16 protein-coding genes are annotated in these 23,960 nt (G+C 70.9%); 10 read left to right on the plus strand and 6 right to left on the minus strand.

Annotation, left to right across the window (positions count from 1 at the left end; translation table 11 throughout):
• Positions 1 to 122: 122 nt before the first annotated feature.
• The 4 genes from AX018_RS13540 to AX018_RS13555 all read left to right on the plus strand — a co-directional run bounded on the left by AX018_RS13540 (position 123) and on the right by AX018_RS13555 (position 6,094).
• Entirely contained in the window at positions 123 to 2,180 is a 2,058-nt protein-coding gene (locus AX018_RS13540; protein WP_111877841.1) for a transglutaminase TgpA family protein, read from the plus strand.
• 40 nt (positions 2,181 to 2,220) lie between these two features.
• A complete protein-coding gene (mltB, locus tag AX018_RS13545; protein WP_111877844.1) occupies positions 2,221 to 3,282 on the plus strand; it encodes a lytic murein transglycosylase B in 1,062 nt (353 codons plus the stop codon).
• 480 nt (positions 3,283 to 3,762) lie between these two features.
• Positions 3,763 to 4,881 carry an ABC transporter substrate-binding protein gene (locus AX018_RS13550; RefSeq protein ID WP_111877846.1) on the plus strand — a complete coding sequence of 373 codons (1,119 nt, stop codon included), beginning with the start codon at positions 3,763 to 3,765 and terminating at the stop codon, positions 4,879 to 4,881.
• Positions 4,882 to 5,152: 271 nt separating this feature from the next.
• The gene (locus AX018_RS13555) at positions 5,153 to 6,094 is read left to right on the plus strand and encodes a bifunctional helix-turn-helix transcriptional regulator/GNAT family N-acetyltransferase (protein ID WP_111877849.1); all 942 of its coding nucleotides are present in this window, start codon (positions 5,153 to 5,155) and stop codon (positions 6,092 to 6,094) included.
• Positions 6,095 to 6,102: 8 nt separating this feature from the next.
• Here AX018_RS13555 and AX018_RS24810 read toward each other — a convergent pair whose 3' ends face one another.
• The 4 genes from AX018_RS24810 to AX018_RS13570 all read right to left on the minus strand — a co-directional run bounded on the left by AX018_RS24810 (position 6,103) and on the right by AX018_RS13570 (position 13,527).
• Complete coding sequence (locus AX018_RS24810; protein WP_146749307.1) at positions 6,103 to 6,357, minus strand: hypothetical protein; 255 nt, start codon at positions 6,355 to 6,357, stop codon at positions 6,103 to 6,105.
• Positions 6,354 to 10,976 (minus strand): RHS repeat-associated core domain-containing protein, encoded by a 4,623-nt coding sequence (locus AX018_RS13560; RefSeq protein ID WP_111877852.1) that lies wholly within the window; start codon positions 10,974 to 10,976, stop codon positions 6,354 to 6,356. Before AX018_RS13560 ends, AX018_RS24810 begins: the two co-directional genes overlap by 4 nt.
• A gap of 129 nt (positions 10,977 to 11,105) precedes the next feature.
• On the minus strand, positions 11,106 to 12,455 hold the full coding sequence (locus AX018_RS13565; RefSeq protein ID WP_111877885.1) for a branched-chain amino acid ABC transporter substrate-binding protein: 1,350 nt from the start codon (positions 12,453 to 12,455) through the stop codon (positions 11,106 to 11,108).
• Positions 12,456 to 12,669: 214 nt separating this feature from the next.
• Positions 12,670 to 13,527 (minus strand): DUF2242 domain-containing protein, encoded by an 858-nt coding sequence (locus AX018_RS13570; RefSeq protein ID WP_111877887.1) that lies wholly within the window; start codon positions 13,525 to 13,527, stop codon positions 12,670 to 12,672.
• A gap of 243 nt (positions 13,528 to 13,770) precedes the next feature.
• On the opposite strand from AX018_RS13570, the gene AX018_RS13575 reads away from it, so the two are divergent.
• Entirely contained in the window at positions 13,771 to 14,145 is a 375-nt protein-coding gene (locus AX018_RS13575; protein ID WP_111877854.1) for an Hsp20/alpha crystallin family protein, read from the plus strand.
• Positions 14,146 to 14,210: 65 nt separating this feature from the next.
• On the opposite strand, the gene tsaD is transcribed toward AX018_RS13575, so the two are convergent.
• Positions 14,211 to 15,251, minus strand: coding sequence for a tRNA (adenosine(37)-N6)-threonylcarbamoyltransferase complex transferase subunit TsaD (tsaD, locus tag AX018_RS13580; RefSeq protein ID WP_111877856.1), 1,041 nt, complete (start codon positions 15,249 to 15,251; stop codon positions 14,211 to 14,213).
• Between the two features lie 236 nt (positions 15,252 to 15,487).
• On the opposite strand from tsaD, the gene AX018_RS13585 reads away from it, so the two are divergent.
• Positions 15,488 to 17,875, plus strand: a complete 2,388-nt coding sequence (locus AX018_RS13585) for a S53 family peptidase (protein ID WP_245951547.1) — start codon at positions 15,488 to 15,490, stop codon at positions 17,873 to 17,875.
• An 18-nt stretch (positions 17,876 to 17,893) separates the two neighbouring features.
• On the opposite strand, the gene AX018_RS13590 is transcribed toward AX018_RS13585, so the two are convergent.
• A complete protein-coding gene (locus tag AX018_RS13590; protein WP_245951550.1) occupies positions 17,894 to 19,072 on the minus strand; it encodes a branched-chain amino acid ABC transporter substrate-binding protein in 1,179 nt (392 codons plus the stop codon).
• 179 nt (positions 19,073 to 19,251) lie between these two features.
• Between AX018_RS13590 and AX018_RS13595 the strand changes: the two genes are divergently transcribed.
• From AX018_RS13595 to AX018_RS13610, 4 genes are all read left to right on the plus strand, one after another.
• Entirely contained in the window at positions 19,252 to 19,878 is a 627-nt protein-coding gene (locus tag AX018_RS13595) for an ANTAR domain-containing response regulator (protein ID WP_111877865.1), read from the plus strand.
• Positions 19,879 to 20,424: 546 nt separating this feature from the next.
• Positions 20,425 to 21,669: a CmpA/NrtA family ABC transporter substrate-binding protein gene (locus AX018_RS13600; RefSeq protein ID WP_111877867.1), complete on the plus strand. Its 1,245-nt coding sequence runs from the start codon at positions 20,425 to 20,427 to the stop codon at positions 21,667 to 21,669.
• Between the two features lie 64 nt (positions 21,670 to 21,733).
• Positions 21,734 to 22,666 (plus strand): nitrate ABC transporter permease, encoded by a 933-nt coding sequence (gene ntrB / locus AX018_RS13605; RefSeq protein ID WP_111877870.1) that lies wholly within the window; start codon positions 21,734 to 21,736, stop codon positions 22,664 to 22,666.
• A complete protein-coding gene (locus AX018_RS13610) occupies positions 22,663 to 23,514 on the plus strand; it encodes an ABC transporter ATP-binding protein (RefSeq protein WP_111877872.1) in 852 nt (283 codons plus the stop codon). Before ntrB ends, AX018_RS13610 begins: the two co-directional genes overlap by 4 nt.
• The last annotated feature ends 446 nt before the right edge of the window (positions 23,515 to 23,960 follow it).

Here is a 23,960-nt window from a genome sequence, read left to right on the forward strand (position 1 = left end):
GCATTGCATGCCCGGCAGGCCCGATGTCGCCGCATCCTGGACTTCTTCAGCTACATTTTTCATAGCAAACCGATGCCACGCCCACCCGCACGCCACGCGGCGCTTCCGCCGCCCACCCTGCCATGACCGCGCTGCGCCACACCCTCGCGAGCCTGCCGCGCGAAACCCGCGACACGCTCTTCCTGCTGGTCACCGTGGGCTGGATCATGCTGCCGCTGGTGCCCCACGTGCCCGTGTGGACCGGCCTGCTCGCGGCCGGCCTGCTGGCCTGGCGCGGGGCCCTGGCGCTGCGCGCGCAGCCGCTGCCCGGGCACTGGATGCTGGGCCTGCTGCTGGCCGCCTCCGTGGTGCTCACGGTGGCGTCGCACCGCACCATCGTCGGGCGCGACGCGGGCGTGACGCTGATCGTGATGCTGCTCGCGCTCAAGACGCTGGAGCTGCGCGCGCGGCGCGATGCCATGGTGATCTTCTTCCTGGGCTTCTTCACGATGCTCAGCAACTTCTTCTTCTCACAGTCGCTCGCCACGGCGGCCGCGATGCTGGTCGCGCTGCTGGGCCTGCTGGCGGCGCTGGTCAACGCGCACATGCCGGTGGGCCGCCCGCCGCTGGCCGAGCCGCTGCGGCTCGCGGGCCGCATGGCGCTGCTGGGCGCGCCGGTGATGCTGGCGCTGTTCGTGCTTTTCCCGCGCATGGCGCCGCTCTGGGGCATGCCCAACGACAACCCCTCCGGGCGCAGCGGCCTGTCGGGCAAGATGGAGGTGGGCAGCGTGGCCTCGCTCGCGCTCGACGACGGCATCGCCCTGCGCGTGCGCTTCGACACGCCGGACGGCGATCCGCCGTCGCAGAGCGCGCTCTACTTCCGCGGCCCCGTGCTCTCGGCCTTCGATGGTCGCGAATGGTTCGCCTTCGGCCAGCCCGGCGCGCCCGCCTCGGCCTGGCGCCCGCCCGCGCCCGCCGCGCTGGAGGTGCGCGGCGAGCCGCTGCGCTACGAGGTCACGCTGGAGGCGCTGCGCATGCCCTGGCTGCTCACGCTCGACGCCGCGCGCGAGGCCCCGGCGCTGCCGCCGGGCCTGTCCGCCACCATGACCCCCGAGCTGGCCTGGATCGCCAACCGCCCCATCAGCGAAGTGGTGCGCTACCGCGCCGAGAGCTACACGGACTTCTCCCACGGCCCGCGGGCGGACACGCCCCGGCTGCGCCCCTACCTCGAACTGCCCGAGGGCTTCGACCCGCGCACGCGCGAACTCGCCCGGCAGATGCAGGCCGACGCGCGCATCGCCGCCGGCGGCGCGCCCGCCTTCATCGACGCGGCCCTGCAGCGGCTGCGCACCGGCGGCTACGAATACACGCTGGAGCCCGGCGTCTACGCCCAGCACACGGCCGACACCTTCTGGTTCGACCGCAAGGCCGGCTTCTGCGAGCACATCGCCTCCGCCTTCGTGGTGCTGCTGCGCGCCGCCGGCATCCCCGCGCGCATCGTCACCGGCTACCAGGGCGGCGAGCGCAACGGCGTGGACGGCTACTGGACCGTGCGGCAGGCCGACGCCCACGCCTGGACCGAGGTCTGGCTGGCGGGCCAGGGCTGGGTGCGCGTGGACCCGACGGGCGCCGTCTCGCCCGGGCGCGTGGGCGCCTTCCAGCGGCTGCAGGCGCCCCGGGGCGTGTTCGGCGCCGCCGTGGACACGGTGATCGGCCCCGGCTTCATCGCCCAGGCGCGCGCCGTGTGGGAGGCCGTGAACAACCGCTGGAACCAGTGGGTGCTCAACTACACGCAGAGCCAGCAGCTCGACCTGCTCAAGTCCCTCGGCGTCGAATCGCCGAGCTGGCAGGACCTGGCCCGGGCGCTGGGCGGGCTCGCCGCGCTGGCGGCGCTGGTCGGCGCGGCCTGGACGATCTGGGAGCGCCGCCGCCACGACCCCTGGCTGCGCCTGCTCGGCCGCGCGCGTGGACGCCTCGCGCGCGCAGGCCTCGCCCTGCCCGCCCACCTGCCGCCGCGCGCCATGGCGCAGCGTGCCCGCGACCACTTCGGCGATGCCGCCGCCCCCGCCGCCGGCTGGCTGCTGCGGCTGGAGCAGGCCCGCTACGCGCCCCGCCCCGCCATGGCACTGGCCGACCTGCGGCGCGAGCTGCGCGGCCTGCGCTGGCCGGGCGGCGATACCGCCCCGCCCCCAGCCCGCTGACCTGCCGCCCCGACGCCTCCTTTTTCCTCCTGCATCCCCCATGCCTTCCGCAGCCCGTATCGCTATCGTTTTAATAGCTGCCTGCGCAGCTTTCTCGCCGACATGGGCGCAAAAACCCGCCAAGAAGAAGGCCCCGCCCCCGGAAGTGACCTACGACCAGCGCGCCGAGGCCATGCGCTTCGCCGACGACCTCGCCGCGCGCCGCAGCCTCGACCGCGAATGGGTGCGCCAGGCCATCGGGCAGGCGCGCTTCCTGCCGCAGGTGCCGCGCCTCATGCTGCCCGCGCCCCAGGGCACGCCCAAGAACTGGGCCGCCTACCGCGCGCGCTTCGTCGAGCCCGTGCGCATCCGTGCCGGCGTGCGCTTCTGGAACGACAACGCCGACACCCTGGCGCGCGCCGAGCGCGAATACGGCGTGCCCGCCGAGATGATCGTCGGCATCCTCGGCGTGGAAACCCTCTACGGCCAGCACATGGGCAACTTCCGCGTGATGGACGCCCTCGCCACCCTCGCCTTCGACTTCCCCGCCGCCCACCCGCGCGCGCGCGATCGGCAGGCCTTCTTCCAGGGCGAGCTGGAGCAGTTCCTGAGCCTGGCCGACCGCACCGGCACCGACCCCTTCACGCCGCGCGGCAGCTACGCGGGCGCCATGGGCCTGGGGCAGTTCATGCCGTCGAGCTGGGCGCGCTGGGCCGTGGACTTCGACGGCGACGGCCGCATCGACCTCTTCAGGAGCACCGCCGACGCCATCGGCTCCGTGGCCAACTACTTCAAGGCCCACGGCTGGGTGGCCGGCCTGCCCACGCACTACCCCGTGGCCTTCGACCAAGACCGCCTGCGCCTGCCCGAACTGCTGGCCCCCGACATCCTGCCCACCTTCAGCGCGGCCGACCTCGCGGGGCTCGGCGTGCGCCTGCTGGCGCCCGACGGGGCCGCCAGCGCCGCCGGGCCGCTGGCCCTGATCGAGCTGCAGAACGGCGGCGCCCCCGCGACCTACGTGGCCGGCACGCAGAACTTCTACGTGGTCACGCGCTACAACTGGTCGAGCTACTACGCGATGGCGGTGATCGACCTGGGGCAGGCGGTGGCGGCGGCGCGGTAGCCGCCGGGCGCCACCGCTCAGGCGGCTTCGCGGTCCAGGCGACCGATGGCCGCGCGCTGCTTCGCCCGGCCGGGCCTGCGCGCCGGGCCGCCGTTGCGCGGTGCGCACGACCGCCGGCCGCCATGCCCCCTCGGGGCCCGTCAGGGCCCGCGCAACACCACGGCCCGCCCACGTCTCGGAATGTGCGCACAGCGCAGCGCCCCACCCCGCTGACGCGCTGTCGCATTTGCGACAACTGGTTGCAACCCCCGATAGGCACTGTTACGCTCAGCCATAGTGAGCATCTATCCATAAGTTCTCGGCATCCCCGGCGGTACGTCACCGCACCTTGCGGGGCCGGCAGCGAATGGCCCGCCGTCGCCGCCAGCCCTGCCGAGCCAGGGGCAAGGCACGGGGCGGGGCCGCCCTCCGGCAAGGCCCCGCGGTACCTGATTGATCGTTTTCGTTCCGTTACGCAAACCGTTGTAGGGGGTTCCAGATATGCCGTTCAGCCGTCGCCTGCTGCTGCAATCCGCAGCGCTCACCCAGCTTCCCCTCATCGGCCGCGCCGCCCGGGCCGCCGACACCATCCGGGTCGGACAGACCGTGGCCCTGTCCGGCAGCTTCGGCGAAATGGGCACCATGTACACCGCCGGGCTCAAGGCCGCCTTCGCCCACCACAACCAGCGCATGCCCCAGCGGAAAGTCGAGCTGATTTCCCTGGACGACAAGCTGGATGGCGCCCTCGCCACGCAGAACGCGAAAACGCTCATCGAGCAGGAGAACGCCGTCTCCATCATCGGCGTGACCGGCACCGGTGTGGCCCGGGCCATCATGCCCTACTGCGAAGACAAGAAAATCCCGCTCTTCGCCCTCACGGGCGATGACGCCCTGCGCAAGGTCAAGCAGCAATACACCTTCTTCTCCTGCGCCAGCTATGGGGACGAGGTCAAGAACATGGTCCGCCACGGCGCCACCATCGCGCACAAGAGCGTGTTCGTGGTGCACACCGACGTGCCCGCCGGCAGCACCTGGGTGGAGAGCGCCAAGGCCTCGGCGGCGGACAACAAGCTGGAATTCAAGGGATCGATCGCCGCCGCCCCCGACGGATCGAACGCGGACGCGGTGGCGCAGGCCTACCTCGCCTCGAAGGCCAACTTCGTGGTGCTGGTCTATGCGGGCGCGGGCGTCAAGATCCTGCTGGAAAAGCTGCACCAGGCCCACGTCTATCCGGGCTCGATCTACCTGCTCTCGCAAGGCGCCACGCCGGGGCTGGTCGAAACCACCCGCCACGACTCGTCCGGCCTCATCGTCTCCCAGGTCGTCCCCAACCCCTTCTCCGCCATCAACCCGCTGCTGCCCGAATACGAGGCGGCGCTGAAAGCCGCGTCGGCCCCCAAGAACTACCTGACCTACCAGGGCTTCCTGCTGGGCCAGATGTTCGTCGATGCGCTTTCCCGAATCCGGGGCAACGCCACGCCGGCCGCCATCACCGACGCGCTGCAGGACGCACCCTTCGCCTACAAGAACTACAAGCTGGACTACACAGGCGGCAAACGGCTGGGCACGGCCTTTACCGACATCTCCATGCTGAGCAAGGACGGGCGGTTCATCTCGTGAGCATGGCGGGGCAACGGTGACGAACGGCGCCCGGCGCCGCGCCCCCTTCGCCCATCAACCGTGAATGCGGAGCGCCGCCATGGCTGCGCTGCCGCCATACGCCAGACGCTTGCCGGGGGTACCGTGAGGTGCGGCGGGCCTCCCGGCCAAGACAGCACTGTGGCCAGATAAGCCGATGCGAGTCCGCTTCCCGGACTTTTCCCTCCAGGCGGTTGCGTCTCACCACCGAATGGTTGTATTCTGCAACCATATTCCAAAGAAGCGTCCGGCCATGAACACCGATCCGCCCCTGGTTGCAGAAATCCGCGCCGCATCGCGCGCGATGGTGCGTGAGCTGGGTTTCATGGGCGGAGATTTCGCCGGAACCGATCTTTCACCGTCCGCGGTACACGCGCTGATCGAGATTGAAAACGGCGGCGTCACGGCGCGCGACCTCGGCACGCTCCTTCGCCTCGAAAAATCCAGCGTCAGCCGCATGCTGCGCAAGCTGGTGGAGTCCGGCGACGTGCAGGAAGCGGCGGGAGAGAACGACGGCCGCGTCAAGAGGCTGTCCCTGACGGCGGCTGGCAAGCAGCGGGTTGCGGCGATCCATGCCTTCGCCCGCGCGCAGGTCGCCCAGGCGCTGGGCCGCCTGCAACCCGGCCAGGGCCACACCGTGCTGGAAGGAATGCGCCTCTACACCCATGCCCTCGCCCCCCCTGCGGGCAACGAGAAGGCCGCTGCGCGCATCGAACTCGTGCGTGGCTACCGGCCGGGCCTCATCGCGCGCATCACGGAAATGCACGCGCTCTACTACGCGCGGGCCTCGGGATTCGGCCAGCGCTTCGAGTCGGTCGTGGCGAGCGGCCTGGCCGAGTTCTGCCATCGGCTGGAGAAACCACAGAACGCGATCTGGACAGCCAGGCAAGACGGCCAAATCGTCGGCTCCGTCGCGATCGACGGCGAAGACCTGGGCGCGGACACGGCGCATCTGCGCTGGTTCATCGTGGACGACGGCGTGCGCGGCAGCGGTGCCGGAAAAAACCTGCTGGACACCGCCCTGGCATTCGCTGACAAGCGCGGCTTTGCGCAAACGCACCTGTGGACGTTCTCGAGCCTCGATGCCGCACGGCACCTCTACGAAACGAGGGGCTTTGCGCTGGCAGAGGAATGGCCCGGCACGCAATGGGGCAAGGAAGTCCTGGAGCAACGTTTTGCCAGGCGCTGTCCATGACGAGCCTGTCATTTATCTTTCACCAATGGATCGATCCATCGATACAAAAAGAAGTTATACAAAAACCCAGGCAGACTCCCATAATCAATCAAGAAAGCAATCCACCACCAAGAATTTTCATAAAGATAGATTCCCAGGGCCAAAAAAATACCACCAACAACTGGAATCCAGGAAGCCCTAGATTTTCTGAAAAATATATTATAAAAAACAACCCAATTATATAAAATAAAAGATAAACCAATGACAATCACAATGGTTTTCATGGTCGATATATCCTCTGTCCAAAAATTATCTTGAAGGTCTCCCAGCCACCCGGATTGACCAAGGACGAATTAGGCACTTGATAGCTAGCCCCAGTTGAATATGGTGCTGGCTGGTTCCAGGGGGTTCTCTCCCACTTAAAGGAGCGCACGTAGTTCCAGCGATTGACACCACCTTTCATCACCCAATCTCCAGCTTCAAGTCCTTCGCGACCCCAGCGAGAAACAGTGACGGTCTCAGGCGCTGCACAAAACAAAGGCGCAGATGCAGACCCGACCAATCCAATTGCAGAAGGTGTAAGGCCAGCAGTAACGGCAGGCATCGTCACAGCTCTGGTCCATGCCCCGGCCCTTACCGCCTCATCGAGCGTTGTATTTCGCCTCGCTCCTGCAAGCGTCGTCAAGTCAAGAAACTGCAACCCCTCGGGATCGATGAAGGAAAGCGGATTCCCCCCCACATACCCAAACCGATTCCACCCGCCCTCCAGCCCGATCGGGTCCGCCTGGATGTATCTCCCCATCCCCGCGTCGTAGTACCGATGCAGGTTGTAGCTCAGCCCCGTCTCCCCATCCCACACCTGCCCCGGGTACCGCAGGTCGAACCGCACCGCTTCGCCGTAGCTGCGCACTCCCGCTTCCCCGCTCTGCGCATAGCCCGTCGCTCCCGTCGTCGGATTCGCCTCTCCAAATCCCGTGATCAGCCATTGCCACACCACCTGCCCCTGGGCATTGGTCAGCCGCCTCGGCGTATTCAGGTGGTCCGCATCGATCGCATACAGCCTCCCGTTGATCTGCGCGGCCACCGGCATCGGGCCTGAGGCCGTCGGCAGCCAGATCACCTCCGTGCTGTCCATCTCGCCTGGGGGCGCCGCGCTGTCGCCGCTTCGGCGGTTGCCGTACTGACCCAGCACCGTGCTGCCGATGCCGTCCTCCGCATACACGGTCTGCTGCGTGGTCGCCGGGTTGTCTGCTCCCGACAGGCGCGCATCGCGCTTGAACACGCGCTGGCCCAGTGCATTGGTCGTGTAGCTGACGGCCAGCGCGTTGGCCGGGTCGTTGCTCGCTCCCACCTTCGCGATGCGCCCATCCACACCGTAGTGCAGGTAGGTGTCGCCCTTCTTCGTGAGCGCCCCCGTCGCATCCTGGCTGTAGTTCACCTGGGTGCTGCTGGCGGTCGTCCCTGCCGACGTGAAGGTCTCCGCATACCCCTGCAGCCGGTTGCTGCCCGCCACCCGCGCATAGACCCGCTCCAGTGTGTCGTTGCCCGCCCCCGTCGCGCTCGTGTGGTGCACCTGCGTGCGGTTGCCGTTGGCATCCCACGCATAGCCGCTGGCCGTCGCCCCCAGCGTATCCCCCAGGCCCCAGCCCAGGGGCAAAGTCAGGTCCGCCGGCGCGCTGTGGGCGCTGGCCGTGAGGCGCCCCACGGTGTCGTAGGTGAACACGCTCGTGAGCGTGGCCTGCTGGGCGGTGTGGGTGCTGCTGTCCGCTCCCGGCAGGGCGTGGCGCTGCTGGATGCGCGTGACGCGCCCCGCGCCGTCCCACACGAGCTCAGGCAGCAGCCGGCTCGCGGCCAGTTGCCCTGCCGTGGTGTAGCTGCGCTGCTCGCTCTGGCCCGGGTTCAGTCCGCTCCACTGCCAGGCCGTGGGCTGGCCCAGCGGGCTCCAGGTGAGGCCCGCCACCAGCGGCTGGCCATTCCACTGCAGCCCCGTGAGCTGGCCCGTGGCGTCGTACTGGTATTGCAGCTGCCGGCCACTGGGGTAGGTGATCGCTGCGATCTGCCCCGCCCCCGCGCTGCCCGCGGCCCCATAGCGGTAGCCCAGCGTGCGGCTGTCGCCATTGGCCAGGATCTCGGTCTTGCGCGTGATGCGCCCCTGCAGGTCGCGCTGGTAGCGCGTGGTGACCTCCGGGTCCTGGATCTCGCTCAACTGTCCGGCGCTGGCCTGGGGCGCGCCCTCGGCGTTGTAGTCAGAGCCGGACAGGTCATAGCGCAGGAGGGTGGTTCGGCTCGTTCCTGTACCGCCGCTGGCACTGCTCACGATCTGCGTGGGCCGGCCCAGCGCATCGCGTGTGATGCTGCTCGCGCGCCCCAAGGCGTCGGTGATCGCCTGCGGCAGGCCCAGCGCGTCGTAGGTGGTTGTGAGCGGGCCGCCGTCCGGCGTGCTCTCCTGCAGCGCATTGCCCAGCGCGTCGCGCACGTATCCCGTCGCCACGCCCTGGAAGTCCGTGGCCTGCACCACCGCGTCCCGCGCGTCGTAGGCCAGCGTGGCGCTGGCGTTCTGCGCGTTGGTGATGGTCTTCACGCGCCGCAGCGCATCCAGTGCCAGGGTGGTGCTGCGGCTGGCGCCATCGACCGTCTCGGTGCTGCGCACCTGTTCGCCGTTGGCGTCGTAGCCGAAGCCGGTGGTCACGCTGCTGCTACTGCCGCTACCGGCACCGCCCAGGGTCACGCGCTCCACGCGGTTGAGGCCGTTGATGCTGCGCGCCAGTTGCCAGGCCGCCTGCCCTTGCGCGTCGGCAATGGTCTCGCCCACCGGGTTGCCCAGGCCGTCGAGCGTGTAGCTGGCGCTCGCGCCCCGGTTGTCGCTCCAGCCCGTGGGGCGCTGGGCCGCGTCGTACTGGTAGGTGATCTGGTAGCCCTCGGGGGTGCTGGCGGTGGCCAGTTGCCCGGTGGGGCGGTAGGTGTAGAGCGAGACCTCCTCACCGCGCTCCAGGCGCGTCAGGCGCCCGCGCGGGTCGTAGGCGTAGCGGCTCACGAGGCCCGTGGCGGCGGTGTGGGTGAGCACCCGGCCCGCCGCGTCGTGGGTGTAGGTGTCGCTCTGGCCCAGGGCGTTGGTGGCCTGGGTGAGGTGGCCCTGCGCGTCGTAGCCGAAGGTGGTGACCGCGCCGCTCGGCTCCGTGGCCGTGGCGACGAGGCCCGAGGGGTGGTAGGTCCAGCCCCAGGTGCGCGTGCGCGCCGGGCTGACGCTGGTGTCCGTCACCACCCGCGTGAGCAGGTTGCCCACGCCGTCGTAGCTGTAGGCCGTCTCGCGCCCGGCTTCCGTGACCTTGACGGGCAGGTGCCATTGCGGATGCCATTCGGTCGTGGTGGTGCGCGCCTCGGGGGTGCCGGCCGCCTGCGTGGTGCCCAGGGGCAGCCGCCGGCCCGTGTCCCACTGGTAGGTGGTGACCGTGCCCAGGAAGTCGGTCTCCGATTCGATCAGGCCCAGCGCGTTCTGGACGCGGCTGGCGGCGTCGGGCCGGCCGGTGCCGTCGGGCGTGTCGGCCCCGGTGACGGCCAGCTTGCCCTGATTGAGGCCGTAGTGGAAGGTGCGCACGGTGCCCAGCGGGTCGGTCACGGTGGCGGCGGAGCCGTCGCCGGCCGGGTAGCTCACCTGGTAGCGCTCCACGCCACCGGCCAGCTCGGTGCTGGTGGCGCGGCCCGCGCCGTCGTAGCCGAAGGTGCCCCAGCGCGCTCCGCTCTCGTCCACGATGCCGGTCAGGGCCTGGGGGTAGTCGCCGTTTTCGTAGAGGAAGGCGCGGCTCTGGCCGTCGGGGGCGGTGACGCTGGAGAGGCGCCCGCTGGCGTCGTAGGCGTAGCCGATCACCTGCGGGCCGGGCACGGTGACGGAGGTGAGCCGGCCGGCACTGTCGTAGGCGAGGGAGAGCGTCTGCCCGAATCCGTTGGAGACGGAGGCCAGCCGGCCCGAGGCGTGGTAGGTGTAGGTGGTGACCCAGCCGTTGCGGGCGGTGATCGAGAGGAGCCGGCCGCTGGCGCTGGCGCTGCTGAACTGCAGGACGGCATCGTCGTCGCTGCGCCGGTAGATCCAGGTGCCCTGGGAGGGCTGCGACAGGCTGTCGTTGCTGGTGCCCGTCCAGTCGCTGGCGCCGGTGGCCTGGAAGAAGGTGCGCAGGCGGCCGTCCCCGGTGGAGATGCTGACGCTTTTGCCGGTGGGCGTGGCGGTGATGGTCAGGCTGGCGAGGTGGTTGTGGCTCCAGGCGGTCCCCAGGGGCCCCTGCGGCCGGCCCGGGTCCTTGGCCCAGGTGCTCTGGTATTCGCGGACGAAGGACAGCGCGGCCGGCCCTTGCCCGCTCCAGTCCGTCTCGCTGCGGACCTTCGCTTCGCTGGCCGGCACGATGGGGTGCCCCACGTCCACGCCGGAGGCCCTGCACGATCCCTCCACGGGCTCCGGCGCGGCGGGAATGCAGGAGTTGCTGGGCACGTCCTCCGCGAAGCCAGGGCGGCAGGTGCACGATTCGCCCACCTGGGTGCTGTTGGGCGGACAGGCCGGGGTCGTGCTTTTCCAGAGATAGAACCAGTAGTAGCCCGCCCCCGCAGCCGTGTCGCCCCAGCAGTAGTCGCCATCGGCGCCGAAACTGATGACGTCGGGGTACTGGCTGGTGTACCAGGCGCAGAGGCCTTCCTTGGTGGAAAACCGGGGCGTACCCGTCGGATGGTGGTACTCGATGCCCTTCTGCAGCCATGCATTGGCAGAGACGCTGCCTATCAGCAAGACCAGCCCGAGCATGGCACGCGCGAGCAAGCCCGAGCCCCACCGGCGGTGATAGCGCACCGGCCGTGCCGGTATCAGTCGATCCACGACACGCGCGCCGCCCTGCGGCGCGCCCTGTTCCAAGCGTTGCATGCCTCTCCCCTCTATCGATCTGCCGATGGCCGGCCCCCCAGCGGAAGCCCGGCCTTGATCTCTCTCGATCGCCCGCCGTGCGCCTGCGGGCGATCCCGCCTAACCCACAGTCACGCGGCGGTTACGCGCTCACGGCCGCCGCATCTCGCAGCGCTGCGGCATCTCGGCCTTCTCCGCCGCGATGCGCCGCACCACGCGGAAGCCGTACCCCGAGCCTTCCACGTCGAATTGCACGCCCGGCGTGCCGGCGCGCTCCATCACGCCCACGACCAGCGGCTGCTGGAACTGGTGGTCGGCCGCGCGCATGGCGCCACTCTGGCCGGCAAGCTGCACGCGCGAGGTTTCCATCGCGCGGGCGACGGCGGTGGTGTCGGTGGTGCCGGCACGCTCCATGGACTCGGCGAGCGATTCGACCATAAGCTGCATGCGCATGTGGACGTAGTCGTCGGCGGGGCTGGGAAAGCGCTGGCGGAAGGCGCGGTAGAAGGCCTCGCTTTCCTTGGTGGGCACGTTGGGCAGCCAGTCGGCCACGGCCACGACCTTGCCCACGCCGGCATCGCCCAGCGCGGCGGGGGCGCCCAGGGCATTGCCGTAGAAGGTGTAGAAGGTGCCGGCATAGCCCACCTCGCGCGCGGCCTTGACGAGCAGGGTGAGGTCGTTGCCCCAGTTGCCGGTGATGACGGCCTGGGCGCCGCTGGCGTGGATCTTGACGGCGTAGGGCGCGAAGTCCTTCACGCGGCCCACGGGGTGGAGTTCGTCGCCCAGGATCTTCACGTCGGGGCGCTGGGCGGCCAGTTGGCGTTTGGCCTCGCGCAGCACGGCCTGGCCGAAGCTGTAGTCCTGGCCGATGAGGTACACGCCCTGCAGGGCCTTGTCCTCGCGGATCGTTTCCATGAGCGCGGCCATGCGCATGTCGGCATGGGCGTCGAAGCGGAAGTGCCAGAAGCTGCACTTCTCGTTGGTCAGGATGGGATCGACGGCGGAGTAGTTGAGGAAGAGCACGCGCCGCGCGGGGTCGCGCTCGTTGTGCTTGTTGACGGCCTCGATGAGCACGGCGGCGGTGGCCGAGGAGTTTCCCTGCAGGATGACGCGCGCGCCGGCGTCGATGGCGGCGCGCAGGGCCGAGAGCGCCTCTTCGTTCTGGCCCTTGCTGTCGTAGCGCTCCAGCGCCAGGGGGCGCGCGCCGCCGGCCGCCGCGGGCAGGCGCACGCCGCCGCGCGCGTTGACGCGCTCCGCGGCCCAGAGCACGTTGCGGAACACGGCCTCGCCGGTGTTGGCGAAGGGGCCGGAGAGGCTTTCGATGAGGGCCACCTTCACGGGCGGGGCCGCCAGCGCCGGGGCGGGCGCGGCGGCGGGCGAAGCGGCGGTGGCGGCGGTGGCGCCGACGGAGCCCCACAGGGCCAGCGCGGCCGCGAGGGCGATGGAGCCCCGGCGCAGGCCGGCATGCACGGAGCGGAGGGAGGGCGAGAAAGCGGTCATGGAGAAGGCGGTCGGAAAAAAGCCGTGCGCGGGCCGTGCACGGGCCATACGCGCGCACGGGGCCGAAAGACGGCGGGGCGCCCACGGCCCACGCGCGGGCTTTCAGGAAAAGCCCGCCAGATGGAACGAAGGCGGCGGCGCGGCAGTGTATCGGACGGCCCCGGCCGGGGCCAGCGCCGGCGGAAGCGGGCCGCCGGTTGACGCTGGGACGGCGTCAGGGCGCCAGCACGGGCACCGATGCGGCCGACGCGGGGGGCGCCGGCAGGGGCGGATAGGGCAGCACCTGCGGCAGGGGCTCGCTGGCCGTGGTGGCGGCGGGCTGGGACTGCGGCAGCGCGGACGATGCCGGCGCCTGCTGCGGCGCGACCGGCGTGGCGGTGGCGCCGGCGGGGTCTTTCACCTCGCCGGATTCGCGGGCCTCGCGCACCATGGTGGCGGTGTCGGCGGTCACCGGCACCTTGGGCGATGCCTGCCCCACTTCCTGCGGCGCCTCGCGCGGGGGGATGAAGCGGTCGAAGACCTGGAAGAAGCGGTCGTAGAAGCGCGCGTCGGTGACGGTTTCGCTGCCCACCTTGACGAGCGTGTCGTCGCTGGCGGAGACGGGCAGCGACACCGAGCCCAGCGCCCCGACGCCGAGCGAGGCGGAGTTGTTGATCTTCTTGATGACGTAGCGGTCCTGCAGGGCGCTCGCGAAGACGGCGGTGCGCTGCTTGTCGGCGCCTTCCGTGGCGCACACCACGCGCATCTCGACCTGGTAATGGATGTCGGTGGAGGGCTGGAAATACTTGCGGCCCGCGACGACCTCGGCGCTGGCGGTGCCGACGAGATAGCCCTGGCTGAGCAGGGCGCGCCGCGCGCCCTCGCAGACCCGCGCGGGCGGCGCGTCGATGTGGCGCGTGTAGATGCTGGCGTTGGTGTTGAAGTCGTCGGGATCGAAGCGCGGCGCGCCCAGGCCGGGCATGGAGCTGGGCACGCCCGAGCAGCCGGCGAGGGCCAGGGCCGCCACGGCGGCGGTGACGGAAGCAGCGAAGGCGGAATACGGGCGCGGAAGGCAGCGGGTACGGAAAGGCATGGACATGGCGGCGGATTCCAGGAGCGGACATTGTGCTTGCTGCACTCCGGCGCATTCGGGAAGGGGTTGTAAGAACGTGTTCACGCTCTCGCGGCGCGCGCGCAGTGGCGTGCGCGGGCAGGCCCTTGAAATGCGCGGCGCTACACGCATTTGGGATCCAAGCGGTGAACCCGGGCGCCGCGAAGACCATCCACCGTATCGCGGCGCTCCGGCGCCGCCCCTTGCCTCGAAGGAGCCATTGCCATGTTCTTCACGCCCGTTCTCCGCCGCACCCCCTATGCCACCCGCGCCGCCGCGCCCGCCGACTTCGCGCTGCAGCGCTTCCTGCAGAGCACGCTGGCCAGCCCCGGCACCGCCGTGAGCCAGGACGACAAGACCGTGACCCTGCAGATCGACGTGCCCGGCCTCTCCCGCGAGCAGCTCCACGTGCACATCGAGGGCACGCAGGTGCGCCTCTCCAGCGTGGAGGGCGCGCCGCGCCAGGTGCAGCGCGCCTGGGAGCTGCACGACGAGATCGATGCGCAGGCCAGTTCCGCCAAGCTGGAAAACGGCGTGCTCACGCTGGTGCTGGCCAAGGTGGCGCCGCAAAGCCGCGCCACGCAGCTCGCGATCGGCTGATCTGCCGGCCGACGGTTGTCGCCCTTGCGCCCGCGCCTTCGATGGCCGGGCGCTTTTTTTTGTGGCTACGCCAGCGCGTCCAGCGGCCAGCGCGGCTTGACGTCGAAGGCGTAGTCGCGGTTGGGCGCCTCGCGGCCGGCCTGGATGCGCATGGCGGCGGCCATGGCGATCATGGCGCCGTTGTCGGTGCACAGGTGCAGCTCGGGGTAGTGCACGCGCACGCGGCGGCGTTCGCAGGCGGCGTTCAGCTGCGCGCGCAGCAGCCGGTTGGCGCCCACGCCGCCGGCCACGACGATGCGCGCAAGGCCCGTGGCCTCCAGCGCGGCCAGGGTCTTCTTGACGAGCACATCGACGATGGCGGCCTGGGTGCTGGCGGCCAGGTCGGCCTTGCGCGCCTCCAGGTCGGGGCCGAGTTTTTTCGCCTGCGTGAGCACGGCGGTCTTCAGGCCCGCGAAAGAGAAGTCGAGGTTGCCGCTGTGCAGCAGCGGCCGGGGCAGCTTGAAGGCGGCCGCGTCGCCCTGCTCGGCCAGGCGCGAGAGCGCGGGCCCGCCCGGGTAGCCCAGGCCCATGAGCTTGGCGGATTTGTCGAAGGCCTCGCCGGCGGCGTCGTCGATGGTCTCGCCCAGCAGTTCGTAGCGGCCCACGCCGTCCACGCGCATGAGCTGGGTGTGGCCGCCGGAGACCAGCAGCGCGACGAAGGGGAACTGCGGCGGATCGGCGCTCAGGAAGGGCGAGAGCAGGTGCCCTTCGAGGTGGTGCACGCCCAGCACGGGCCGCTCCAGCGCGGCGCCCAGCGCGCAGGCCACGCCCGCGCCCACCAGCAGCGCGCCGGCCAGGCCCGGGCCGCGCGTGTAGGCCACCACGTCCACCTCGGCCAGCCGCCGGCCGGCGTCGGCCAGCACGGCCTCGGTGAGCGGCAGCACGCGGCGGATGTGGTCGCGACTCGCCAGCTCGGGCACCACGCCGCCGTAGGCCTGGTGCATGTCGATCTGGCTGTGCAGGGCGTGGGCGAGCAGCGTGGGCACGCCGCCATCCTCCGGCGTGCGCACCAGCGCCACGCCGGTTTCGTCGCAGGAGGATTCGATTCCGAGGATCAGCTGGCTCATGGGGCCGCAAGTGTATTGCGCCAGGGGCCCTGCCCCGGAACGGCCCCGGGGATGGCCCCAAACCACGGAATCATTTTCATCACCTTTTAGCTTCAAAACGGAAAGTCTGAAATATCCAATCCTCCAAATTGAAACAAGAACTTACATTGGGCCGGTAACCCCCCTTCACCCCCGATGCCGCGCCGCCCGGCTCCGCAGCCGCCCGGCCCGCGCCATCGCCTACCGGAGACGCGCAAATGGCCCATGCCCCCCGACGCCCTTCCCTTCCCCCGGCCGGCGGAATGCGCGGCAGGCCCCCCGGCTGGGCCGCGGCCGCGCTGGCGGCCCTGCTGGTGTCGTGCGGCGGAGGCTCGGCCGGCGACGGCGTGGTGGCGCAGGAGGGCGAGGTCGCGGCCAGCGTGACCACGCTGTCGTGGCGCGGCGACGGCCAGCCCGGGGTGCCGGCCACGCTGCTGGCGCAGCCCACGTTCCACGTCGCGCCGGTGGTGCTGGACGAGCCCGGCGCGCAGGACGAGCGCGACCCGAATGCCAGCGCCCCGCTGCGGCCGCGCTCGCAGGCGGTCGAGGCGGGCCTGGCGGGGCTGCCCACCGGGGGCCTCACGCTGGAGCGGATCGAGGCCGCGCGCTCGGGCGCCGGGCCCGCGCCGGAAGGCCGCGTGGACGCCCTCGCCTCCGGCGTGGTCACCACCTACACGCCCGCCCAGGTGCGCGCGGCCTACGGGCTGCCGGCCCTGCCCGCCGCGGGCGCCACGCCCACCGCGCAGCAGGCGGCGCAGATGGGCGCGGGCCAGACGATCTACCTGGTGGCGGCGCGCCACGGCCCCAACGTGGCCGCCGAGCTGGCCACGTTCAACCAGAAGTTCGGCCTGCCGACCTGCGCGGCCAAGGTGCTGCCCGCCACCACCGCCCTGCCCCTGGCCGCGCCGGCCGCCACGGCCGGCTGCGAGCTGTGGGTGGCCTATGCCACCACGGCGGGCGGGCTGTCGGCCACCGCCCCGGCCTACGACGCGGGCTGGGCCACCGAGATCGCGCTGGACGTGCAGTGGTCCCACGCGATCGCGCCGGCCGCGCGCATCGTGCTCATCGAGGCGCCCGACCCATCGGTGAGCAGCCTCGCGGCGGCCGTGCGGCTGGCCAACGCCATGGGGCCCGGGCAGGTGTCGATGAGTTTCGGCGCGGCCGAGGGGGCGTGGACCCCCGGGCTGGAATCCACCTTCACCGGCACGCGCATGGGCTATCTGGCCGCCACGGGCGACTCGGGCGCGGGCGTGACGTGGCCCGCCGTGTCGTCCGGCGTGCTGGGCGTGGGCGGAACGACGCTCACCTACGGCGGCACGGGCAGCCGCTCGGAGGTGGCCTGGTCGAGCACGGGCGGCGGCACCAGCGCCTACCTGCCGACGCCCGCCTACCAGCAGTCGGGCCTGCCCGGCGTGGGCACGGTGGCGCGCCGCACGGTGGCCGACGTGGCGATGAACGCCGACCCCACCACGGGCCAGTACCTGGCCGTGATCCCCCAGGGCGCGAGCACCGCGCAGTGGCTGAGCGCGGGCGGCACGAGCCTGTCCACGCCGATGTGGTCGGGCCTGCTGGCCGTGGCCGGCGCGCTGCGCGCGCAGGCGGGCCGGGAGCCGCTGGGCCGCCCGCACACGGTGATCTACGGCACCGTCGGCGCGCAGCCCGCCAATTACGCGGCCGGCTTCCTCGACGTGTCGGCTGGCCAGCACGGCACCTGCGCCGCCTGCACGGCGCGCGCGGGCTACGACCAGCTCACGGGGCTGGGCACGCCCCGGGCGCAGGACCTGCTCGCCCTGCTGGCGGGCACCGCGGTGGCGGTGCCGCCGCCCACGGTGGGCAGCGCCGCGGTGAGCGGGGTGGCCGGGCAGCCGCTGTCGTTCACCGCGTCGGTGGCGGCCACCAACCCGGTGACTTTCAGCCTCGCGGGCGCGCCCGCCGGCATGGCGATCTCGGGCGCGGGCGTGGTCACCTGGGCGGCGCCGGCGGCCGGCAATTACGCGGTCACCGTGGCGGCGCGCGACACCACGACCGGCCTGAGCGGGCAAGGCGTCTATACGGTCACGATCGCGGCACCGCAGCCGCCCACGGTGACCGGGGGCACCATCGACGGCACCGCCGGCGTGGCGCTCGGCTTCAGCGCGGCGGCCACATCGGTGAACCCGCTGCGCTATGCGCTGAGCGGCGCGCCCGACGGCATGGCGATCGGGGCCGACGGCCTCGTGGCCTGGCCCCGGCCGGTGCAGGGCAGCTACGTGGTGACCGTGGCGGCCACCGACACGAAAACCGGCCTCACGGGCCGGGGGGCCTACACGGTGCGCATCGCCCCGGCGGGCAGCGGCGCCAGCGCCGGGCTGTCGGTGACGGCGGCGCCCTGGACCGGCACGGCGGGGCAGGCGTTGACGGGCACGGTGGCGATTTCCGCGCCGGGCGCCACCTGGATCTCGGTGGCGATCACCGGGGCGCCGCTGGGCATGGGCTTCTCGCTGCAGGGCACCACGCTCACGGCCCGCTGGCCCTCGCCGGTGGCCGGCAGCTACGCGCTCACCGTGGTGGCGCGCGATTCGCAGGGCCGCAGCGCCCAGGCCACGGTGCCGATCACCGTCCGCTGACGGGCCCGGGCCGCCGCGTCACCAGCGGTCGGAGCGCATGCGCAGCTCCCAGCCGCCGGGGCGCAGGACATACACACCCACGGCGCCGTAGCGCGGCTCGCCCTTCTCGTCCCACTGCATGGTGCCGGTGATGGGCGCGTAGCCGTTGATGGCGTGCAGGGCGCGGGCGATGGCCCTCGGGTCGCCCGACTTCGCCTGCTGGATGGCGGCCGAGAGCACGTAGATGGCGTCGTAGCTGTAGTGGCCGCCATAGGCGGGCGGCTTGCCGAAGGCCGCGCCGTAGCGGTCGAGGAACGCGCGGCCGGCGACGAATTCGCGGGCCTCCAGCACGGGCGAGGTGGCGTAGAGCGCCGCCACCTTGCCGCCGCCGCGCAGCATGTCGGGGGTCTTGAGGGTGTCGCCGCCGAGGATGGTGGCGCGGTCCTGCCCGGCGCGGTTGAGCGCGCGGATCAGCGCCAGCACCTGGAAATCGTTGAGCGTGGAGACGATCACATCGACGTGGGCGGCCTGCAGGCGGGCGGCCAGGTCGGCGAAGTCGGTGGTGCGGTCGTCGAACGACTGGCGCACGGCAATGGTGCGCTTCTCCGCCGTGAGCTCGCGGGCGGCCCCGTCGGCCAGCCCCTTGCCGTAGGGCGTGCCGTCGTCCACCACGGCGTAGCCCGGCGCCGAGAGCTGCGTGGCCGCGAACGCGCCCATCGCGCGCGCCTGCAGGGTGTCGTTGGCGACCAGGCGGAAGGTGCCCGGCAGGCCCATCTGCGTGAAGCGCGGGTGGGTGGAGATGGCAAGCTGCGGGATGCCCTTGGACGCATAGACCGGCGCCGCCTCGATGCTCACGCCCGAGTTGAGGTGGCCCACCACGGCGACCACGCCGGCATCGATCAGGTGTTGCGCAACGGTCTGGCCGGCGGCGGGGTCGGCGCCGTCGTCCTCGGCCACCACCTCCAGGGTGACGCGCCGGCCATCCACGGTGAAGCCGGCGCGGTTCAGCTCGTCCACCGCCAGCCTCACGCCGTTGAGCATGTCCTGCCCCAGCGCCGCCAGCGGCCCGGACAGGGGCTGCGCCACGCCGATGCGCAGCGTGCCGGGCACGCGGCTGCAGCCCCCGAGCGCGAAGGCGGCGCACAGCGCCAGCCCCGCAGCCACTGCCCTGCCGGCCGCGCGCGCCCCGCGCGCCCGTGCCAGCCCCGCCATCGACATCGCCATGTGCGTACCCCCGTGAGTTGTCGGTTGATCCCTGGGCCCGGAGGTATATAGGACCGCCGGCCCCGGTGCCATCGGGTAAACCATCTTCATAGCAAGAATCAATCCCGTCAACCCGACCACGCGCCCCCTTTCGCGCACCAATTTGGCGTGCTTCTTGCTTTGATGCAGGGCATATGAACGAGTCGCTGCGCATCGTGGTGGTGGCCCCCGACCTGGCGGTGGCCGAGGAGGACGACGAGCACGCCCGCCTGCAGGCCGAGCGCTCGCGGGGGCTGCGCATCGGCCTGCTGGAGAACGGCTTCAACCTGGTGGCCACGCTGCCGGCCGACGTGTTCCTGGGCGAGCGCATCGCGCAGCTGCAGCCCGACATGGTGATCGTGGACGCCGAGAGCGCCGCGCGCGACGCGCTGGAGCACGTGGTGATGGCCACGCGCGAGGCGCCCCGCCCCATCGTGCTCTTCACCAACGACGAAGACACCTCGCACGTGAAGGACGCCGTGGCCGCGGGCGTCACGGCCTACATCGTGGCGGGCCTCGCGCCGCAGCGCATCCGCCCCATCCTGGACGTGGCCATGGCGCGCTTCGAGCACGAGCAGGCCCTCAAGGCCGAGCTGGCCGGCGCGCGCAGCGAGCTCAAGGACCGCAAGACCATCGACCGCGCCAAGGGCCTGCTGATGCAGCGCCAGGGCCTCACCGAGCAGGCCGCCTACGACAAGCTGCGCAAGACCGCGATGGACAAGGGCATGAAGCTGGTGGACGTGGCGCAGCGCATGCTGGACGTGGCCGAATTGTTGGGGTGAATCCCCCCGGGCGGCTGCGCCGCTCCCCCGTGCGCTCACGGCGCTGCGCGCTGCGGGAAAGGGGGCGACGCCGGTGGCCCGGCCAAGCCGGCTCCACGGCGTCTGCGGGCCTCGCGCCGCGCCCGTTGCAAAGGCCTGGGGTGGCGGCACGCGCACCGCATCCGCGCCCGTCCGCACAAGCGCAGTGCGGCGCCGCACCAAGGCATGCCACGGGCACACCCAGGAGGGCTTCTGAATCAAAAGGCGTCCATGTCGCCGGGAAATATAGGCCTATTGCTATCAATTAAATAGCAAACCGATTCCCGCCGGCCCCTGGCACAGCGCTTGCAAAGAGCTTGGCGGACCGATGGCGGTCCAGGCTGCGGACCTCCCAACGGCGGGCGGGACGCGGCAGCACCGGACAAAGGCGTCCCCACCCGCGCAGCGCGCGGCCCTCGCAGCCGATCCCTCCCAGGATCGCCAGGGCCCCGCGCACCGCGGCGTGAGGACGCCTTTTTTGTTTGTCGCCGGGCCGGCGCGGCCCGCAACGTTTCCAAGGAAGCCTCCATGACCGACCTGTCGAAAACCAGCCTCCACCGCCGCACCGTGCTGCAGGCCGCCGCGGTGGGCGCCGTCGGCGTGAGCCCCGCGCTGCGCGCCCTCGTGCACGCCGCCGGCTCCGACGCGCCCGAGAAGAAGGAAGTGAAGATCGGCTTCATCCCCCTCACCGACTGCGCCAGCGTGGTGATGGCCTCGGTGCTGGGCATCGACGAGAAATACGGCGTGAAGATCATCCCCAGCAAGGAAGCGAGCTGGGCGGGCGTGCGCGACAAGCTGGTCAACGGCGAGCTGGACTTCGCCCACGTGCTCTACGGCCTGGTGTATGGCGTGCACCTGGGCCTGGGCGGCCCCAAGAAGGACATGGCCGTGCTCATGACCCTGAACAACAACGGCCAGGCCATCACGCTCAGCAAGAAGCTCGCCGACAAGGGCGCGGTGAACGGCGCGTCGCTGGCCAAGCTCATGGCCGCCGAGAAGCGCGAATACACCTTCGCGCAGACCTTCCCCACCGGCACGCACGCCATGTGGCTCTACTACTGGCTGGCCGCCAACGGCATCGACCCGCTCAAGGGCGCCAAGGTGATCACCGTGCCGCCGCCGCAGATGGTGGCCAACATGCGCGTGGGCAACATGGACGGCTTCTGCGTGGGCGAGCCCTGGAACCACCGCGCGATCATGGACGGCATCGGCATCACCGCCACCACCACCCAGGCCATCTGGAAGGACCATCCCGAGAAGGTGCTGGGCACCACCTCGGAGTTCGTGCAGAAATACCCCAACACCGCGCGCGCCGTGACGGCCGCCATCCTGGAGGCCGGCCGCTGGATCGACGAGGGCCTGGCCAACAAGAGCAAGATGGCCGAGACCATCGCCGGCAAGGCCTACGTGAACACCGGCGTGGACGCCATCAACCAGCGCATCCTGGGCCGCTACCAGGACGGCCTGGGCAAGACCTGGGACGACCCCGACTACATGAAGTTCTACAACGATGGCGCGGTGAACTTCCCCTACCTGTCGGACGGCATGTGGTTCCTCACGCAGCACAAGCGCTGGGGCCTGCTCAAGGACCACCCCGACTACCTCGGCGTGGCCAAGTCCATCAACCGCATCGACCTCTACAAGCAGGCCGCCACCGCCGCCAAGGCGCCGCTGCCCAAGAGCGAGATGCGCACGAGCAAGCTGGTGGACGGCGTCGTCTGGGACGGCAAGGACCCGGCGAAGTACGCGGACGGCTTCAAGATCAAGGCCTGAACGCCCGAGCGCCCCCGGCCCGCCCTGCCCCGCCCCCACGAATCCCCCCGCGAAGGAGTTCCCCATGGTCAGCGCCGTCTTCCACGCTCCCCCGGAGCCCGCCGCCTCCACCCCCGCCGCCGTGCCCCACGCCATGACGCCCCAGCCCCCCGCCGCTTCCACCCCCGCCCCGGCGCGCGCCGCGCAGCCAGCGCCGCGGCGCGACACCTCGGCCGCGCTGCGGCGCTTCTGGCTCGCGGTGCTGCCGCCGGCCTGCGGCCTGGGCCTGCTGCTGGTGGTGTGGGCCATCGTCTCCAGCACCACGGGCGGCAGCATCCCCAACCCGGCCGACACCTGGAAGCAGGCGGTGGATATCTTCAGCCACCCGTTCTACCGCAACGGCCCCAACGACCAGGGCGTGGGCTGGAACGTGCTGGCCTCGCTGGAGCGCGTGGCCATGGGCTTCGGCCTCGCGGCGCTGGTGGGCATCCCGGCCGGCTTCGTGATCGGGCGCTTCACCTTCCTCTCGCGCATGTTCAACCCGCTCATCAGCCTGCTGCGCCCGGTCTCGCCGCTCGCGTGGCTGCCCATCGGGCTGCTGGTCTTCAAGGGCGCCAACCCGGCGGCCATCTGGACCATCTTCATCTGCTCCATCTGGCCCATGGTCATCAACACCGCCGTGGGCGTGCAGCGCGTGCCGCAGGACTACATGAACGTGGCCCGCGTGCTCAACCTCAGCGAATGGAAGATCGCCACCACCATCCTCTTCCCCTCGGTGCTGCCCTACATGCTCACCGGCGTGCGCCTGGCCGTGGGCACGGCGTGGCTCGTGATCGTGGCCGCCGAGATGCTCACGGGCGGCGTGGGCATCGGCTTCTGGGTGTGGGACGAGTGGAACAACCTGAACGTCAAGAACATCCTGATCGCCATCTTCGTGATCGGCATCGTCGGCCTGCTGCTGGAGCTGGCCCTCGTCAAACTGGCCACGGCCTTCTCGTTCGAAGAGGTGAAAGCATGAGCACGACCCCCGCCACCACCGACACGAAAGCGCAGGCCGCCGCCGCGCGCTTCCCCAAGTTCATCGAGATCCAGGGCGTGGAGCAGACCTTCCGCACCGCCAAGGGTGCCTTCCCCGCGCTGCGCGGCATCGACCTCGCGATCGCCAAGGGCGAGTTCGTCTCGCTCATCGGGCACTCGGGCTGCGGCAAGTCCACCCTGCTGAACCTGATCGCGGGCCTGGCCACGCCCACGGCCGGCACGCTGATCTGCGCCAACAAGGAGATCAAGGGCCCGGGCCCGGACCGCGCGGTGGTCTTCCAGAACCACTCGCTGCTGCCCTGGCTGACCTGCGAGGGCAATGTGCATCTGGCGGTGGAGCGCGTCTTCGGCGCCACCGAATCGAAGGCGCGGCTCAAGGAGCGCACCGCCGCCGCGCTGGCCCTCGTGGGCCTCACCCACGCCGCGCACAAGCGCCCCGGCGAGATCTCCGGCGGCATGAAGCAGCGCGTGGGCATCGCCCGGGCGCTGTCGATGGAGCCGCAGGTGCTGCTGATGGACGAGCCCTTCGGCGCGCTCGACGCCCTCACCCGCGCCAAGCTGCAGGACGAGCTGCTGGAGATCGTGGCGCGCACGCACAGCACCGTGGTGATGGTGACGCACGACGTGGACGAGGCCGTGCTGCTGTCCGACAAGATCGTGATGCTGACCAACGGGCCGGCGGCCACCATCGGGGAGGTGCTGGCGGTGGAGATACCTCGGCCGCGCAGCCGGGTGCAGTTGGCGGAGGATGCGGTGTATCTGCAGTGCCGGAAGGCGGTGATCGATTTTCTGTATACGCGGCAGGGGCATGTGGAGAAGGCGGCTTGAGGGTTTTTGGGCTTCATGTCGCCGTATTCATTGGGTTGTTTGCTATTGTTTTTGTAGTTTCTTGCGGGTGGCGCTGGGGGCTGGGGTGGTGGCGCCGGATGGCTGTGGCGGGGGGTGTGGGTGGGGTTTGTTCCGGGGCCGGGTCTCGGCCCGGCGGCCGAGTCACTTTCTTTCGCTTCGCCGAAAGAAAGTAACCAAAGAAAGGGCGACCCTGCTGTCTGCGACCCCTTCGCTGCGCTACGGGGCAACCTGGGGTGCTCGGGCGCGGGGTGCGCCGTGGAACTCGCTACGCGCTGCGCGCTTCGCTCGGACAACCCCGGCGAGCCAGACAACGAAGCGGGTGTGTCCTTCGGCACACCCGCCACCCCGCGCCCTGCGCGCCCCAGGCGCATCCAGAAGGGGTGGGGAGCACACAGGCCATCGCTGCGCTCGGCCTGGGGGGCGCG

This window comes from Paracidovorax anthurii (assembly GCF_003269065.1).
GTDB classification, from domain to species: Bacteria; Pseudomonadota; Gammaproteobacteria; order Burkholderiales; family Burkholderiaceae_C; genus Paracidovorax; species Paracidovorax anthurii.